Origin of the sequence: Dactylosporangium sp. NPDC050688 (assembly GCF_040654515.1) — a bacterium.
Taxonomy (GTDB): Bacteria; Actinomycetota; Actinomycetes; order Mycobacteriales; family Micromonosporaceae; genus Dactylosporangium.
On the sequence record NZ_JBFAIC010000004.1, the window covers coordinates 216527 to 231315 of the forward strand.

Sequence of the window (14789 nt, forward strand, 5' to 3'; positions counted from 1 at the left end):
GCTCAGGGCACGTGCACCAGCATGGCGCACACGTCCTCGTCGTCGGGGATGTTGAGGCTGGTGACGAGGTGGGTGACCATGGCGTCGAAGTCGCTCAGGTCGATGTGCTCGCCGGCCCGGCGGACCAGGTCCAGGCCGCCGCCGCGGCGGCGGTCGACGCGGGCCTGGCCGCCGGTGTACAGCAGGATGCGGTCGCCGGGGTCCAGGGCCACCGTGGTGTCGGAGTAGCGCATCTCGGTGACCTCGCCGAGCGGCAGGCCGAGCGGGCCGGACAGCACGGTGCCCTGGCCGGACGCGGTGTACCGGACGGGCGCGACCTGCCCCGCGGCGGCCCAGCGCAGCTCGCGGGTCGCGGGGGAGTAGCGGGCCACGACGAGGCAGGCGGTGTGCTCGACCTCCATCGCGCAGAGCATCCCGTTGACGGCGCTGAGGATGTCGCCGGGGGTCATGTCGAGGGCCGCGTACGCGCGCACCGCGTACCGCAGCCGCGCCGCCGTCGTCATGGAGGACAGGCCCCGGTCGTCGACGTCGCCGAGGACGAGGACGGTGCCGCCGTCGGGCAGGGAGGTGGCGTCGAACCAGTCGCCGTCGACGGTGCCGACGCGGTCGGCGGAGCGGCAGTGGCCGCAGATCTCGACGCCCTGCATGTGGCCGAGCTCGGGGTCGGTGGGCAGGAGCGCCTTCTGCAGGGCCTGGGCGGCCCGGCGTTCGTCGGCGAGGCGGTGCCGTTGCGCGGCCAGGGCCTCCTCGGCGCGGCGCAGGCGGGCCTCGATCGCGCGCTCCTCGGTGACGTCCTGGACGGTGCCGCGCACCGCGTACACGTTGCCGGTGTCGTCGAAGAGGGGTTCGGCTGCGAGGCGCAGCCGGCGGCCGTTGACCCGGCCGGCGCCGCGGACCTCGGCGAGCAGGTTCTTGCCCTCCACGACGGTGCGCCGGACCGCGTCCTGCACGGCGAGCAGGTCGTCGGCATGGACGCTGGCGGTGAGCTCGTCGACGGGGACGTGGGCGGCGTCGCGGCCGCCGTGGAAGAGCCGGATCAGCTCCGGTGAGCAGCGCGGCTCGGGGTCGCGCAGCTCCCAGCAGAACGAGCCGACGCCGGCGATGCGCTCGGCCTGCAGCAGCTGGTCGTAGAGCAGGTCGGCCTCGGTCGCGATGCGCCACACCGCGAACACCCGGTCCCACAGCCGCACCGCGTGCATGGAGATGGTCTGCGCCGCCGGTACCCCGTCGGTGCGCGGGTCGGCGCGCAGCCCTTCCAGGCGGCGGGGCTGGCCGTCGTGCAGCATGCGGGCGAACTCCGGCAGCAGGGTCGTGCTGCCCAGCGTCGGGTACGCGGCCAGCAGCGTCGCCTCGTCGGGGTCGACCCTGGCGGTGGCGAGGACCTGCCTGGCCATGACGTTGGCATACTCGACGCGGAAGTCGACGAGCTGGCCGTCGACGGTGACCGGGGACAGCAGCGCCGCGGGGTTGTGCAGCACGTCGACGACGGTCGGCAGCCACACCTGCGCCGGGGCGGCCTGCGCGCTCTCCTCGCCCTCGACGTGGAACCAGGCGCTGGCGATCTCGTCGCCGATGAGCGTGTCGATCTGCCGGGCGACGGGCTCCAGCAGGGCCGCCACGTACCGCCGCAGTTCGTCGCCGTCGGGCAGGCCGTCGGCCCAGCTCATGATGATGGCGCCGAGGATCCGCTCGCCGGAGATCAGCGGCGAGGCGAGGACGGTGTCGCCGCTGAACGGCAGCTGGTCCATCACCGGGAACCGGCGGGCGACCTCCTCGCCGCCGACGAGCCAGATCGTCTCGACCTCCTGCACGGCGACGACCAGCGGCAGCGCCGGGTCCGGGGGGATGCGCGACCAGCGGCTGCGCACCTCGCCGGGGATGCCGAAGGCGCCGACGCCGCGCTGCGCGCCGTCCGGGTCGAGCAGCGTGATCATGATGGCGCTCGGCGCGGGCCACGCGGTCGGCGCGGTGCCGAGGACCTCGGCGATCTCGTCGTAGCCGCGGGCGGCGGCGATGCGGGCGCTGAGCAGCTGGTGCTGCGACTGCAGCGCCTCGACCTCCGGGGTGCGGCTGGCCCGGCGGCGCGGCTTCTCCACGGCCGGTGCCGGCGCTTCGGAGGTGGCAGCGGTACGGGTGCGGCTGCGCGCGACGTGCTGGCGCAGCTCGTCGTCGATGAGGTTCACCACATCGGGCGCGTCGGGGTCGGGTGACGTGGTGCCGACGATCGCCGCGGCGACCTCGATCAGCTTGATGTTGGTGCGCTGCGACAGCCGGACCAGCTGGTCGAACCCCTGGTCGGGGCTGACCCCGAGCCGCTCCACCAGCACACCCTTGGCCTGCTCGATCACGGCCCGGTTGCGCATCGCGGTCCGGACGCCGGTGAGCTCGGCCCGCAGCTTGGCGACGAGCGCCGCGAGCGCCTCGGCCGGCTCGGCGCTGCCACCCTCGACCGGTCCGGGCCCGGCGGGCCCGGACGACCCGGAGGACCCACCAGGCGCAGCGGCAGAACGGCCCTGCCCGGTGCGCCCGGCCGGCGCGGCCTGCCCGCCCGGCGCGGCCGGCCGAGCCTGCCCGGCCGGTCCGGCGCCCGACCGACCGGTGCCCGACGGCTTGGCCACCATGCCCTCCAACCTCCTCGCCCGAGCCGCCGTGCACGGCCGGATCCGGTGTGTCACCGAGCCGGTTGTGACTCGACCGTTGATGTTTACCACCATCCGGCCCGGGTAGGGGCGTTGGAAGGTCAGCGCAGTCGGCCAGGTGGAGGTGCGCACGGTGCAACAGGCATCTTCGTCGCGGGCGGGTGCGGGTTGAGGATCGCGATCGTGTCCGTGCACGCGAGCCCGCTGGCGCTCGGCGGATCGGGCACCGGCGGACAGCACACCCACGTCACCTCCCTCGCCGAGGCGCTCGGCCGCCGCGGGCACGAGGTGCGGGTCTACACCCGGCGCGACGCCGCGGCCCCCGACGACGTCGTCACGACCGACGGCGGGGTCACCGTCGAGCACGTGCCCGCCGGGCCCGCCGAGGACCTGCCCGCCGACGCGCTGCTGCCGCACGTCGGCGACTTCGGCCGCTGGCTCGCCGCGCACTGGCGCGACGACGCGGCCCACCCGGACGTGATCCACAGCCACTTCTGGCTCAGCGGGCTGGCCGCCCTCACCGCCACCGCCGAGCACCGCATCCCCGTGGTGCAGACGTACCACGGGCTCGGCACGGTGAAGCGGCGCATGCTCAAGGACCACGACGGCAGCCCCGAGGCCCGCATCGGCCTGGAGCGCACCCTCGGCACGATGGTCGACCGGGTCGTCGCGCAGTGCGAGGACGAGGTCACCGAGCTCGGCCGGATGGGCATCCGCAGATCCGACACCGTGATCGTGCCGTCCGGCGTCGACGGTGAGCTGTTCGCGCCGAGCGGCCCCCGTGCCGACCACCTGCGCGCCGGGATGCGCCGGATCCTCAGCGTCGGGCCGCTCGTGCCGCGCCGGGGCTTCGCCGACCTCATCGAGGCGCTGCGCCGCGTCCCCGGCGCCGAGCTGGTCGTCGTCGGCGGGCCGGCACCGGACCACCTCGACCGTGACCCGCAGGCGCGCCGGCTGATGGAGCTGGCCGACCGGTGCGGCGTCGGCGACCGGGTCAGGCTCATCGGTGCCGTCGCCCAGCGCGAGCTGCCCGGCTGGTACCGCTCCGCCGACGTGCTGGCCTGCGCGCCCTGGTACGAGCCGTTCGGCCTCACGCCCCTGGAGGCGATGTCGTGCGGGGTGCCGGTCGTCGCGTACGAGGTCGGCGGCATCGCGGAGAGCGTCATCGACAACGTCACCGGGCTGCTGGTGCCGCCGCGGGACGTGCCGGCGCTGGCGGGCGCGCTGCGTGGCCTGCTCGGCGACGAGGTGCGCCGGATGAGCTACGCGAGCGCCGCGATCGACCGGGTCCGTTCCCGGTACACGTGGGAGCGCACCGCGGCCGACGTCGAGCGGGTCTACCGGGCGGTGACCGGGCAGGGCGCCGGGGGCGCGGAGGCGGACAGCGACGCGGACGCCGACGACGAGGCACTCAGCGACGTCAGCTCGTAACCTTGTCATCACAGAAAGACGGGCGTACGTTGGTATGACCCGCAACATCGGCTGAACGGCTGATGTGGCCGTGGTCGTGAAACAGTCGCGATCGACCGGCGGCGGAGTACGCCGGACGCTCGAGACCAGGGCGTCAGCTGGCGACAATCCTCACGTGGCCGCAGCGCCCGCATCCGTGGCGGACGGCCATGGCAGCAGGCAGGGGGATCCCCCATGACCGCCATCACCCGCCCGTCCACGACCGGACCCACCCGCGCCGCCAAGCTCCCGCGCGCCCGGGCCGGCGCCCGCCAGCAGCACCGGGACATGGAGGTCGAGGCGCGCGCGCTGCTGCTGCGCCTGTCCGGCCTGCCCGCAGGCGACGCCGAGCGGGACGGCGTCCGCGCCCGGCTCATCGAGCTGTACCTGCCCCTGGCCGAGTACCTGGCCCGGCGGTTCCGCAACCGCGGCGAGCCCCTCGACGACCTCGTGCAGGTCGCCGGCCTCGGGCTCATCAAGTCCGTCGACGGTTACGACCCGGCCCGCGGCGCCGCGTTCACCAGCTACGCCATCCCGATGATCGTCGGCGAGCTCAAGCGGCACTTCCGCGACAAGGGCTGGGACGTGCGGGTGCCCCGCCGGCTGCAGGAGCTGCGGCTGGAGATCTCGAAGGTCTCCGGGGACCTTGCGCAGCTGCTGGGCCGCGCGCCGACGGTCGCCGACCTGGCCGACCGCCTCGGCGTCAGCGAGGAGGACGTCATCGAGGGCATCGAGTCCGGCCACGCGTACCGCGCCCTGTCCATCAACGCCCCGGCCAGCGGCGACGAGGCGGGCGTCGAGCTCGCCGACCTGCTCGGCGACGTCGACCGGGACCTGGAGGCCGTCGACGACCGGGAGTCGCTGCGGCCGCTGATCGCCGAGTTGCCCGAGCGCGAGCAGCGCATCATCGCGATGCGGTTCTTCGGCAACATGACCCAGACGCAGATCGCCGTCCGGCTCGGCATCTCCCAGATGCACGTGTCGAGGCTGCTCGCCCACGCCCTCAGCCAGCTGCGCGGCGCCCTCGTCACGCCGCCGTAGCAGAGGCCTACGCGGGGGCCAGGACCGACGACAGCTGGTACACGTTGTACGCCTGCTTGATCACCGGGTGGGCGACGTTGCGGACGGGCACGCCGCCCGGCGTCGTGCCCCGCTCGGAGCCGGCGTGCGCGTGCCCGTGGACCGCGAGCCCCACCCCGGGCACGGTGTCGATCGCCTGCGCCAGCAGGTACGAGCCGAGAAACGGGTAGATCTCCTGCGGCTCGCCCAGCAGCGTCTCCGGCACCGGCGAGTAGTGGGTCAGCGCGATCCGCATGTCGCAGTCCAGCTCCGCGAGGGCCACCCCGAACCGCTCCGCCAGCTCCCGGCCGTGCCGGGTGAACGCCTTCATCTCCGGCTCGCCGAACTCGCTGGCGCACGCGCCGGCGAACCCGCCGCCGAACCCCTTTGTCCCGGCGACGCCGACGCGCACGTCACCGACCCGCACGACGGTGCCGGCGCACTCCAGCACGGTGATGTCGGCGTCCTGCAGGACCTTGGTGACCTCGTCCTGCTGGTCGCAGTGGTAGTCGTGGTTGCCGAGGATGGCGATCACCGGTACCGCGAGCCCGCCGAACTCCCGGGCCACGCACTGCGCCTCGTCGGTGGTGCCGTGCCGGGTCAGGTCACCGGCGAGCAGCAGCAGGTCGGCCTTGTCGCCGAGGTGCTCCAGCGCCGGGCGGTACCGGCCGAGGACGTCGGCGTCGAGGTGGACGTCGCCGACCGCGGCGACCCTGACGCATCCTTCGGACGTCATAGCTCCTCCACGTCTTCCGGCTCGTGGACCCTGGTGAGCCCGATGTTGCAGCGCACCGGCAGCTCCGGGAACGCCTCGGCGATCACCTGGCAGATCAGGTCGCGGCGCTCGGTGCTCTCCACCTCGCCGACGAGGCTGACCCCCTCTTCGGTGCGGACCACCCGGATGCCCTGCTCGGCGATGCGTTCGTCCTCGATCAGCAGCTGGTGCAGCTCGCTCTCGACGTGCTGGTCGATGATCATGAGTGCCTCCTCACAGGGAATCGGCGAGGGCGCTGGTCTCGTCCAGCGACATGACGCCGAGGCGGTCGATCAAGAACAGGAAAGCATGCGCGTACGGCGAGTGTGCGGTTTCCCGGTAGACGCGTGGCCAGTCGATCTGCTCGCGCAGCGACCGAGCGACCGGCAGCCCGCGGGCGTAGTCGCAGTAGTGTGCCGACCACGTCAGCACCTTGTGGATCATCAGCTCGGTCGCCGACAGTACCGGCATGTGGCAGGCGTTGACGGCGATCACGTCGGTGTCGGCGAGGGTCGCGTCGGTGACCGGACGCTGCACCGGGCAGAAGATGAAGTCGATCAGGTTGTCCTCGTCGAACGCCTTGACCAGCCATCCCTCGGGCGGCACCTCGCCGCGGAACCCGACCTCCGACAGCGCGGTCAGAACCCGTTCGGCGTCCTCGGCCTTGATGAGGAAGTCGATGTCGTGGTCGACGGACTCGCCGCCGCGCGCGTAGACCGCGAAACTGCCGGCCAGGCAGAACGGGATGCCCGAATCCTTCAAGTGGTACGCGGCACGCTTCAGCGTGGCGATGAGCGGCTGCCTGTCCTCCGAAACTGCCATGAACAGTGGCTTACCCGCCAGGTCATTCCGTCACACGCACCGATTTCGGCAGTCGCGGGAAGAGTTCGGTCTCCTCCTCCTGGAAGTGTTCGCGCACCGCTTCCAGCAGCGCCGCCAGCAGCACCTCGAACGCGGGATCGACGTCGTTGGGCTCGGCCAGCCGGGCCATGAGGTCGTCGATGCGGCGGTGCTCGGCGGCCTCGTACCCGGCCAGCTCCTCGGGCAGGTGCCGGTGCAGCAGCCGTTCCTCGGTCGCGGTGTGCGCGGCCAGCACGGTGACCGCGGCGTCGAGGGCGGCCCGGCGCTCGGCCGGCGACTGCGCCGTCTCGATGTCGGCGAACAGCGACTCGATCCGGCGGTGTTCGGCGACGAGCAGGTCGACGAGGTCCTGCTCCATGGTCAGCTCCCCAGGGTCCACGGCTCGGGCATGCGTTGGCGTACCCGCCGTGCCACCCGGCTAACCGTCACACAGCAGACTTGATCGATATCGGCGTGTCGGACTTCCGTGGCGTTGGTACGTGTGTTCGAATGACTGCTCATGGAGCGAAGGAAGCACTGGTGGAACGGGGCCTGGGGGCGGCTGGCCCGCCGCGACGTGTACCTGTTCGAGGACGCCGGTCACTGGTGGGTCGAGTCGCGGGAGGGCGGCGCCGACGGGCGCTGCCGCACCTACGAGTTCGACGCCGAGGAGCCCGCCATGGACTGCGTGTCCGGCCTGCTCGCCCAGCCCGGCGACTGGCGCGAGCTGCACTGACCGCCGGTCGGCGTCCGGCGGGCCGTGCGCACCCGGGTGCGCAACGAATCGCCGTTCGCTGGCCGTACCGGACAAGGAAAACGCGGTAAGAAGCAGCTTTCCGCAATGGAACGCCAGGCGTGCCGCCTTTAGGTTTGATCGCATGAGCCGTCGCTACCTGATGTGTCGACCGACATATTTCGCCGTTGACTACGCGATCAATCCCTGGATGGACCCGACCGCGCCCGTCGACGCCGACCTCGCCGTAGCGCAGTGGACCCGGCTGTACGAGCTCTACCTGTCCCTCGGCCACACCGTCGAGCTCATCGACCCGGTCCCGGGCCTGCCCGACATGGTGTTCGCCGCCAACGGCGCCACCGTCGTGGACGGCACCGTCTACGGCGCCCAGTTCCGCCACCCGGAACGCGCCGACGAAGGCCCCGCCTACCTGGCCTGGTTCGAGCGCAACGGCTTCGACGTGCACGCGCCGAAGAGCGTCAACGAGGGCGAGGGCGACATCCTGCTCGCCGGCGAGCACCTCCTGGCCGGCACCGGCCTGCGCACCGAGCTCGCCGCGCACGCCGAGGCCCAGGAGCTGTTCGGCCGGCCGGTGATCACCCTGCAGCTCGTCGACCCGCGCTACTACCACCTCGACACCGCGCTGACCGTGCTGTCGGAGCGCAACGTCGCGTACTACCCGGGCGCGTTCTCGCCCGGCAGCCAGGCGGTGCTGCGCCGGCTGTACCCCGACGCGGTCATCGCCACCGCCGATGACGCCGCCGTCCTCGGCCTCAACGCCGTCAGCGACGGCCACCGGGTCGTCCTGCCGTCCGCCGCCACCCGCCTTGCCGGGGAGCTAGCGTCGAAAGGGTTCCAGCCGGTGCCGGTCGACGTGTCCGAACTGCACAAGGCCGGTGGCGGACCGAAGTGCTGCACGCTGGAGGTGCGCTCATGACCACCGCTCTGGACGGCCTCACCGGGCCCGCCATCGAGCTCGCGGAACACTGGACCGCGCACAACTACCACCCGCTGCCGGTGGTCATCGCCTCCGGGGAGGGCGCCTGGGTCACCGACGTCGACGGCCGCCGGTACCTGGACTGCCTGGCCGGCTACTCCGCGCTCAACTTCGGCCACCGCCACCCGGATCTCATCGCCGCCGCGCACGCCCAGCTGGACCGGGTCACGCTGACCAGCCGCGCGTTCCTGCACGACCAGTTCGGCCCGTTCTGCCAGGAGCTCGCCACCCTGTGCGGCAAGGACCTGGTCCTGCCGATGAACACCGGCGCCGAGGCCGTCGAGACCGCGATCAAGGTGGCCCGCAAGTGGGGTTACAAGGTGAAGGGCGTCCCCGACGGCCAGGCCACCATCGTCGTGGCCGCCGACAACTTCCACGGCCGCACCACCACGATCATCAGCTTCTCCACCGACCCCGACGCCCGCGCCGACTACGGCCCCTACACGCCAGGGTTCCGGATCGTGCCGTACGGCGACCTGGCCGCGCTCGCCGACGCCATCGACGACACCACCGTCGCCGTGCTCATCGAACCGATCCAGGGCGAGGCCGGCGTGCTCGTCCCGCCGCCGGACTACCTGCCCGGCGTGCGTGAGCTGTGCACCGCCAGCAACGTGCTGTTCGTCGCCGACGAGGTCCAGTCCGGCCTCGGCCGCACCGGCGCCACGTTCGCCTGCGGCGACGTCGTCCCCGACGTGTACGTCCTGGGCAAGGCCCTCGGCGGCGGCATCGTGCCCGTCTCCGCGATCGCCGCGAACCGCGACGTCCTCGGCGTGCTGCGCCCCGGCGAGCACGGCTCCACGTTCGGCGGCAACCCCCTCGCCTGCGCCGTCGCCCGTGCCGTCATCGCCCTGCTCGGCACCGGCCAGCCGCAGGCCAACGCGCGGCTGGTCGGCGCGTACCTGCACGAGCGGCTCAACACCCTCGTCGGCCACGGCCTCACCGCCGTGCGCGGCCGCGGGCTGTGGGCCGGCATCGACATCGACCCGGCGCTGATGACCGGCCGGCAGGCGTGCGAGGCGTTGCTGACGCACGGCGTCCTGGCGAAGGACACCCACGGCTCCACTCTCCGCCTCGCCCCGCCGCTGCTGGTGACCGAGGGGGACGTGGACGTCGCGGTGGACGCGCTGACGGCGGTGCTGAAGGGCTGACGGCCGGCTGCCTGAACGGCGTGCAGGCGTCGCCCTCCGCCTGCACGCCGGCCCTCAGGTGCGGTGGAAGAGCCGGCCGAACCAGCCCCGGTGCTCCTGCGGCGCGGCCGGCGCCGCCTCGTGGAACGGGCACGACGCCGGCTCGTCCTGGGCCTGCGGCGCGATGGGGGAGCGGCCCCGGCGGCCCAGCTCGCGGGCGTCGCTGTCCAGGTAGAAGGCGGGCCGCTGGTCCGCCTCGTGGTAGTACCGGTGGAAGACGCCGGTCGTGGCGCCGCTCATCGGCGGCACGATCCAGGTCCAGTCGGCCGGGGTCGGCCGGCCGGCACGTTCCTCGCTGGCGATGTGGGCGAGGAACCGTTCCGACTCGCTGTGGTGGTCGCTGATGCGGGCGCCTGCCTGGTCGAAGGACCACAGCACGGCGCGGTTGAGCTCGAGCAGGGCCGTGTCGCGCCACAGGGAGCGCTCGGTGCTGGTGTCCAGGCCCATGCGTTCGGCGATGACCGGCAGCAGGTTGTAGCGGTCGGCGTCGGCGAGGTTGCGGGCGCCGATCTCGGTGCCCAGGTACCAGCCGTTGAACGGCGCCAGCGGGTAGTCGACCCCGCCGATGGTGAGGCGCATGTTGGAGATCGCGGGCACCGCGTGCCAGCGCAGGCCGAGCTCGGCGAACCAGCGCAGCGTCGGGTGCTCGATCGGCACCTCCCAGACCGCGGTCTCGGGCAGGTCGTACAGCCTGACGTCACCGCCGGGGCCTTCGATCGCGAGGGGAAGCACGTCGAAGGGATTGTCGGGCTTGCCGCGCCAGCCGTACTGCTGCAGCGTCTCGGTGAACTGGGTGTAGCGGGGGTCGCCGACGACGGTGCCGGCGTGCGGGCCCTCGCCGTGGCGGTGGCCGGCGTACCGGATGAGCTGCTCGTTCCACAGGCGGGTGCCGTCGCGGCCGGGGACGTGCTGGGCGAACACCGAGATGACGGGGCGGATCACGTTGCGCTCCCGCTGGCCGGCGAGGTGCAGGTGGCGCACGAGCTCCTCGAAGACCTCGTCGGGGGCGCTGACCTTGCGCAGGTCGCGCACGACGAGGCTGCGCCAGTACAGCCGGCCGATGCAGCGGCTCGCGTTGCGCCACGCCACCCGGCAGCCGAAGACCAGCTCCGGGTACGTGTGGACGTACGTGCCCGTCTCGGCGACCTCGTCCCGGATCTGCGCGAGGCGCTCCCGCCCGTCACCGCGCTGGGGGTTCTCGCGGTAGTACTGCTCGAGGAAGTCCTCGGCCTCCCGAAGATCCACCGGCAGGTGCGGATCCCACTGCTGACCTGGCATATCGCGGTATCCAGGCACGCTCACACTGACCTCCCAACGGCGACGGGGTCCCTGGGGGTGGGTTCCGACGCGGCAAGAAGTTCATGTTGGGCGTCTCTCCCTCGCCAGAGTCGCACAATGTGTGCGGTCTGTGTCGGTGGGTCAGCGATGCAAGATGCAAAACGGCAGGGGCACTCCGGCCGAAAGGATGATGACGGCCGGAGTGCCCGATACGACCGGGAAAATGTGCTAGCCCGACGCGACCCGCCGCAGCTTGGCCAGGTACGTCTGCGCCACGACGACCAGCGCGATGAACGCCCCACTGATCACGGTCTGCCACGCGGACGTGACCGTGCCGTCCTGGTTGATCAGGTTCTGGATCACCTGCAACAGCAGCACCCCGGCGATCGTGCCGCCCAGCGTGCCGGCCCCGCCGGTGAGCAGGGTGCCGCCGATGACGACGGCGGCGATCGCGTCCAGCTCCATGCCGGTGCCCAGGACCGTGACGCCGGAGCCGAGCCGCGCCGCGTTGAGCGCCCCGGCCAGCCCCGCGAGGAGCCCGGACAGCACGTACACCCGGATCTGCGTGGCCCGGATCCGCACGCCCATGAGCCGGGCCGCGTCCTCGCTGCCGCCGATCGCGTACACGGACTGGCCGAAGCGGGTGCGGTACAGCGTCACCATGCCGGCCGCGAACAGGAACACGACCAGGTACACGGGGTACTTCACGCCGAGCAGCGAGCCCTGGCCGAAGTCCTTGAACGCCCCGGGGTCCACCAGGTACGTGGTGCGGCCCTCGCCGGACAGGGCGAGCATCAGCCCCCGCGCGCCGAGCAGCCCGGCGAGCGTCACGATGAACGGCGCCAGCCGCGCGTACGCGATGACCAGGCCCTGCACGAGCCCGAACAGCCCGCACACCGCGAGGGGCACGGCGAACGCGGCCGCGACGCCGTACTGCGACGCCCACGCGGCGAGGACGCCGCCGAGGACGTAGAGGGAGCCGACGGACAGGTCGATCCCGCCGGTGATGATCACGAAGGTCATGCCGAGCGCGATGAGGGCGGCCGGCGCGGCCGAGATGAGGATGGTGCCGGCGTTGTCGAGGCTGCGGAAGTTGTCGTACGCGACCAGCCCGACGACGAGCACGATGCCGAGCACGGCCAGGGCGCCCTGGCGCTGGACGAGCTCGACGACGCGTTCGGTGCGCAGCGACGCCGCTTCGGCCTTCTCGGTCCGGGGTTCGGCGACGAGCGTCATCGGGTCCTCCGTTCACGTGCCGTGTAGACCGCGACCAGGATGATGACCGCCTGGACCATCTGCGCGGTCGAGTCCTTGAGGTTGTTGGCGATCATCGTCGCGGTCAGCAGCTGCATGAGGAACGCGCCGGCGACGGTGCCCAGGACGCGGACCTTCCCGCCGGTGAGCGGGGTGCCGCCGACGACGACGGCGGTGATCGCGGACAGCTCGATGAGCAGCCCGATCCGGGACGCGTCGGCGGAGCCGATCCGGGACACCTGGATCACGCCGGCGACGGCGGCGAGCACGGCGGCGATGACGTAGACGGTGATCAGGACCCGTTTGACGGGGACGCCGGCGAGCTGGGCCGCGGCCCGGTTGTCGCCGACGGCGAGCAGCCGCCGGCCGAACACGGTGCGGCGCACGACGAAGCCGACGACGGCGGCGAGGACGGCGGCGATCCACACGGTGTACGGCACGCCGAGGAACGCGTCGGTGCCGATGGCGAGGAAGTCCTTGGCCCGGATGTCCTTGTACTTGCCGTCGGACAGCACCAGCGCGACGCCGCGGCCGGCGACGAGCATGGCGAGGGTGGCCACGATCGGCTGGAGCCCGACGAACGCGACGAGGCTGCCGTTGACCAGCCCGACGACGATGCCGCCGACGACGGCGAGCAGGATCGCCGGGACGGTGCCGTAGCCGAGGTACAGGGGGATGAGGGCGGCGCCGAGCGCCATCACCGACCCGACGGACAGGTCGATGCCCTCGGTGCCGATGACCAGGGCCATGCCGAGGGCCACGATGACGACCGGGGTGACCTGGACCAGCTGGATGCGCAGGTTGTTCCAGGCGAGGAAGTTGTCGGTCCAGGCGATGTTGAACAGCACGAGCAGGGCGAGCGCCACGTACACCCCGTACACGGGCAGCAGGCGGCGCAGGGTCGCGGTGTCGACACCGCGCGGCTTGAAAACGGCCGGGGCGGTCATGACGTCACCTCCGCTGCGCTCCGGCGCCGCCCTGACCGTCGAACTGCGCCCATGATGCCCGCCTCCTCGCTGCGCTGCGGGGCGGTCATGACGCCGCCGTCGCGATCACGTTCATCAGATGCTCCGTTGTCACTTCGTCGCCGCGCAGCATGCCGGCGACGGCGCCGTCGCGCAGCACGACCACCCGGTCGGAACCCTCGATGAGCTCCTCGGCGTCGGAGGAGACGAGGACGACGCCGAGGCCCTCGGCGGCGAGCTCGTCGATGAGCGCCTGGACCTCCGCCTTGGCGCCGACGTCGATGCCGCGGGTCGGCTCGTCCAGCAGCAGCACCTTGGGCCCGGTGGCGAGCAGCCGGGCGAGCAGGACCTTCTGCTGGTTGCCGCCGGACAGGTCACCGACGCGCTGGTGCGGGCTGGACGCCTTGATCCGCAGCCGTTGCATGAACGTCTCCACGATCTTGTCGATCCGGCGTTCGGAGACGATGCCGGCGGTGGCCAGCCGCGGCAGGACGGCCAGGGCGATGTTCTCCCGGACGGACAGCCCCAGGGCGATGCCCTCGGCCTTGCGGTCCTCGGGCTGCACGGCGATGCCGGCCTTCAGCGCGGCGACCGGGTTGGGCCGGCGCAGGGCCTTGCCGTCGACCTCGACGGTGCCCTGGTCCAGCGGCAGCGCCCCGGCGACGGCCTTGATGGTCTCGCTGCGCCCGGCACCGAGCAGGCCGCCGAGGCCGACGACCTCGCCGGGCAGCACCTCGAAGCTGACCCCGGTGAGCTTGTGCCGGCTGCTGAGGCCGTCGGCGCGCAGCACGGGCCGGCTGTCGGCGGCGGAGTGCTCGCCGCCGAAGCTGGTGAAGCCGGCCTTGCGCACCTCGGACATGGGCCGGCCCAGCATGTGCGAGACCAGCTGCAGCCGGTCGAGGTCCTTGATGAGGCCGGTGTGCACGAGCCTGCCGTCGCGCAGCACGGTGACGCGGTCGCAGATGCGGTACAGCTCGTCGAGGCGGTGGCTGACGTAGATGATGCCGACGCCGCGCTCGTGCAGGCGCTGGATGACGCCGAAGAGCGTCTCGACCTCGCGCGGCTCCAGCGAGGACGTCGGCTCGTCCATGACGACGACGCGGGCGTCGACCATGACGGCGCGGGCGAGGGCGACCATCTGCTGCGCGCCGAGCGCCATGAGGCCCAGCGGGCGGCGCACGTCGGAGGTGATGCCGTAGCCGGCGAGGATCTCGGCGGCATCCCGGTTCATCCGGCCGACGTCGACGAGGCCGAGCCGGTTGCGCGGCTCCCGGCCGAGGAAGAGGTTGCGCGCCACGCTCATCAGCGGGACGAGGTTGACCTCCTGGTAGATGGTGGAGATGCCGGCCGCCTGCGCGTCGAGCGGGCCGTTGAACGTGACCGGCCGCCCCAGGTGCCGCAGGTCGCCGCCGTCAGGCTGGTACACGCCGGTGAGGACCTTGATGAGGGTCGACTTGCCGGCGCCGTTCTCGCCGACGAGGGCGTGCACCTCGCCGGCGCGCAGGGTGAACGAGACGTCGTCGAGGGCGCGCACCCCCGGGAACTGTTTGCTGACGCCTGCCACTTCGAGCAGCGGCGCGTCCGGAGCGGACATGCGAGAGGTCCCATCTTGAAGAAAGCCCAGGCCGGGATCA

The 14789-nt window shown here is 72.4% G+C and carries 14 protein-coding genes; 5 read left to right on the forward strand and 9 right to left on the reverse strand.

Going from position 1 to position 14789, the window contains the following annotated elements; all coding sequences use genetic code 11:
- Nucleotides 1–2: 2 nt before the first annotated feature.
- Entirely contained in the window at nucleotides 3–2621 is a 2619-nt protein-coding gene (locus AB0H83_RS06565) for a SpoIIE family protein phosphatase (protein ID WP_360087891.1), read from the reverse strand.
- 201 nt (nucleotides 2622–2822) lie between these two features.
- Between AB0H83_RS06565 and AB0H83_RS06570 the strand changes: the two genes are divergently transcribed.
- Both AB0H83_RS06570 and AB0H83_RS06575 read left to right on the forward strand, forming a co-directional pair.
- Nucleotides 2823–4070 carry a glycosyltransferase gene (locus tag AB0H83_RS06570; protein WP_360087894.1) on the forward strand — a complete coding sequence of 416 codons (1248 nt, stop codon included), beginning with the start codon at nucleotides 2823–2825 and terminating at the stop codon, nucleotides 4068–4070.
- Nucleotides 4071–4283: 213 nt separating this feature from the next.
- The gene (locus AB0H83_RS06575; RefSeq protein WP_360087897.1) at nucleotides 4284–5129 is read left to right on the forward strand and encodes a SigB/SigF/SigG family RNA polymerase sigma factor; all 846 of its coding nucleotides are present in this window, start codon (nucleotides 4284–4286) and stop codon (nucleotides 5127–5129) included.
- A gap of 7 nt (nucleotides 5130–5136) precedes the next feature.
- Here AB0H83_RS06575 and AB0H83_RS06580 read toward each other — a convergent pair whose 3' ends face one another.
- The 4 genes from AB0H83_RS06580 to AB0H83_RS06595 are packed head-to-tail and all read right to left on the reverse strand — an operon-like array spanning nucleotide 5137 to nucleotide 7120.
- Complete coding sequence (locus AB0H83_RS06580; RefSeq protein ID WP_360087900.1) at nucleotides 5137–5883, reverse strand: metallophosphoesterase; 747 nt, start codon at nucleotides 5881–5883, stop codon at nucleotides 5137–5139.
- Nucleotides 5880–6125, reverse strand: a complete 246-nt coding sequence (locus tag AB0H83_RS06585; protein WP_360087903.1) for a hypothetical protein — start codon at nucleotides 6123–6125, stop codon at nucleotides 5880–5882. The genes AB0H83_RS06580 and AB0H83_RS06585 overlap by 4 nt, the downstream gene beginning before the upstream one ends.
- Nucleotides 6126–6135: 10 nt before the next feature.
- Nucleotides 6136–6723 carry a nucleotidyltransferase family protein gene (locus tag AB0H83_RS06590; RefSeq protein WP_360087906.1) on the reverse strand — a complete coding sequence of 196 codons (588 nt, stop codon included), beginning with the start codon at nucleotides 6721–6723 and terminating at the stop codon, nucleotides 6136–6138.
- 22 nt (nucleotides 6724–6745) lie between these two features.
- Nucleotides 6746–7120 carry a hemerythrin domain-containing protein gene (locus tag AB0H83_RS06595; RefSeq protein ID WP_360087909.1) on the reverse strand — a complete coding sequence of 125 codons (375 nt, stop codon included), beginning with the start codon at nucleotides 7118–7120 and terminating at the stop codon, nucleotides 6746–6748.
- A 141-nt stretch (nucleotides 7121–7261) separates the two neighbouring features.
- Between AB0H83_RS06595 and AB0H83_RS06600 the strand changes: the two genes are divergently transcribed.
- The 3 genes from AB0H83_RS06600 to rocD all read left to right on the forward strand — a co-directional run bounded on the left by AB0H83_RS06600 (nucleotide 7262) and on the right by rocD (nucleotide 9619).
- On the forward strand, nucleotides 7262–7477 hold the full coding sequence (locus tag AB0H83_RS06600; RefSeq protein ID WP_033362416.1) for a hypothetical protein: 216 nt from the start codon (nucleotides 7262–7264) through the stop codon (nucleotides 7475–7477).
- A gap of 142 nt (nucleotides 7478–7619) precedes the next feature.
- Nucleotides 7620–8411, forward strand: coding sequence for a dimethylargininase (gene ddaH, locus AB0H83_RS06605; RefSeq protein ID WP_360087912.1), 792 nt, complete (start codon nucleotides 7620–7622; stop codon nucleotides 8409–8411).
- The gene (gene rocD, locus AB0H83_RS06610) at nucleotides 8408–9619 is read left to right on the forward strand and encodes an ornithine--oxo-acid transaminase (protein ID WP_360087915.1); all 1212 of its coding nucleotides are present in this window, start codon (nucleotides 8408–8410) and stop codon (nucleotides 9617–9619) included. Before ddaH ends, rocD begins: the two co-directional genes overlap by 4 nt.
- A 54-nt stretch (nucleotides 9620–9673) precedes the next feature.
- On the opposite strand, the gene AB0H83_RS06615 is transcribed toward rocD, so the two are convergent.
- From AB0H83_RS06615 to AB0H83_RS06630, 4 genes are all read right to left on the reverse strand, one after another.
- Complete coding sequence (locus AB0H83_RS06615) at nucleotides 9674–10960, reverse strand: nitric oxide synthase oxygenase (protein WP_360087918.1); 1287 nt, start codon at nucleotides 10958–10960, stop codon at nucleotides 9674–9676.
- A gap of 204 nt (nucleotides 10961–11164) precedes the next feature.
- The gene (locus AB0H83_RS06620) at nucleotides 11165–12172 is read right to left on the reverse strand and encodes an ABC transporter permease (RefSeq protein WP_360087921.1); all 1008 of its coding nucleotides are present in this window, start codon (nucleotides 12170–12172) and stop codon (nucleotides 11165–11167) included.
- On the reverse strand, nucleotides 12169–13137 hold the full coding sequence (locus tag AB0H83_RS06625) for an ABC transporter permease (RefSeq protein WP_360087924.1): 969 nt from the start codon (nucleotides 13135–13137) through the stop codon (nucleotides 12169–12171). Before AB0H83_RS06625 ends, AB0H83_RS06620 begins: the two co-directional genes overlap by 4 nt.
- 85 nt (nucleotides 13138–13222) lie before the next feature.
- Nucleotides 13223–14749: a sugar ABC transporter ATP-binding protein gene (locus AB0H83_RS06630; protein WP_360087927.1), complete on the reverse strand. Its 1527-nt coding sequence runs from the start codon at nucleotides 14747–14749 to the stop codon at nucleotides 13223–13225.
- Nucleotides 14750–14789 lie beyond the last annotated feature (40 nt).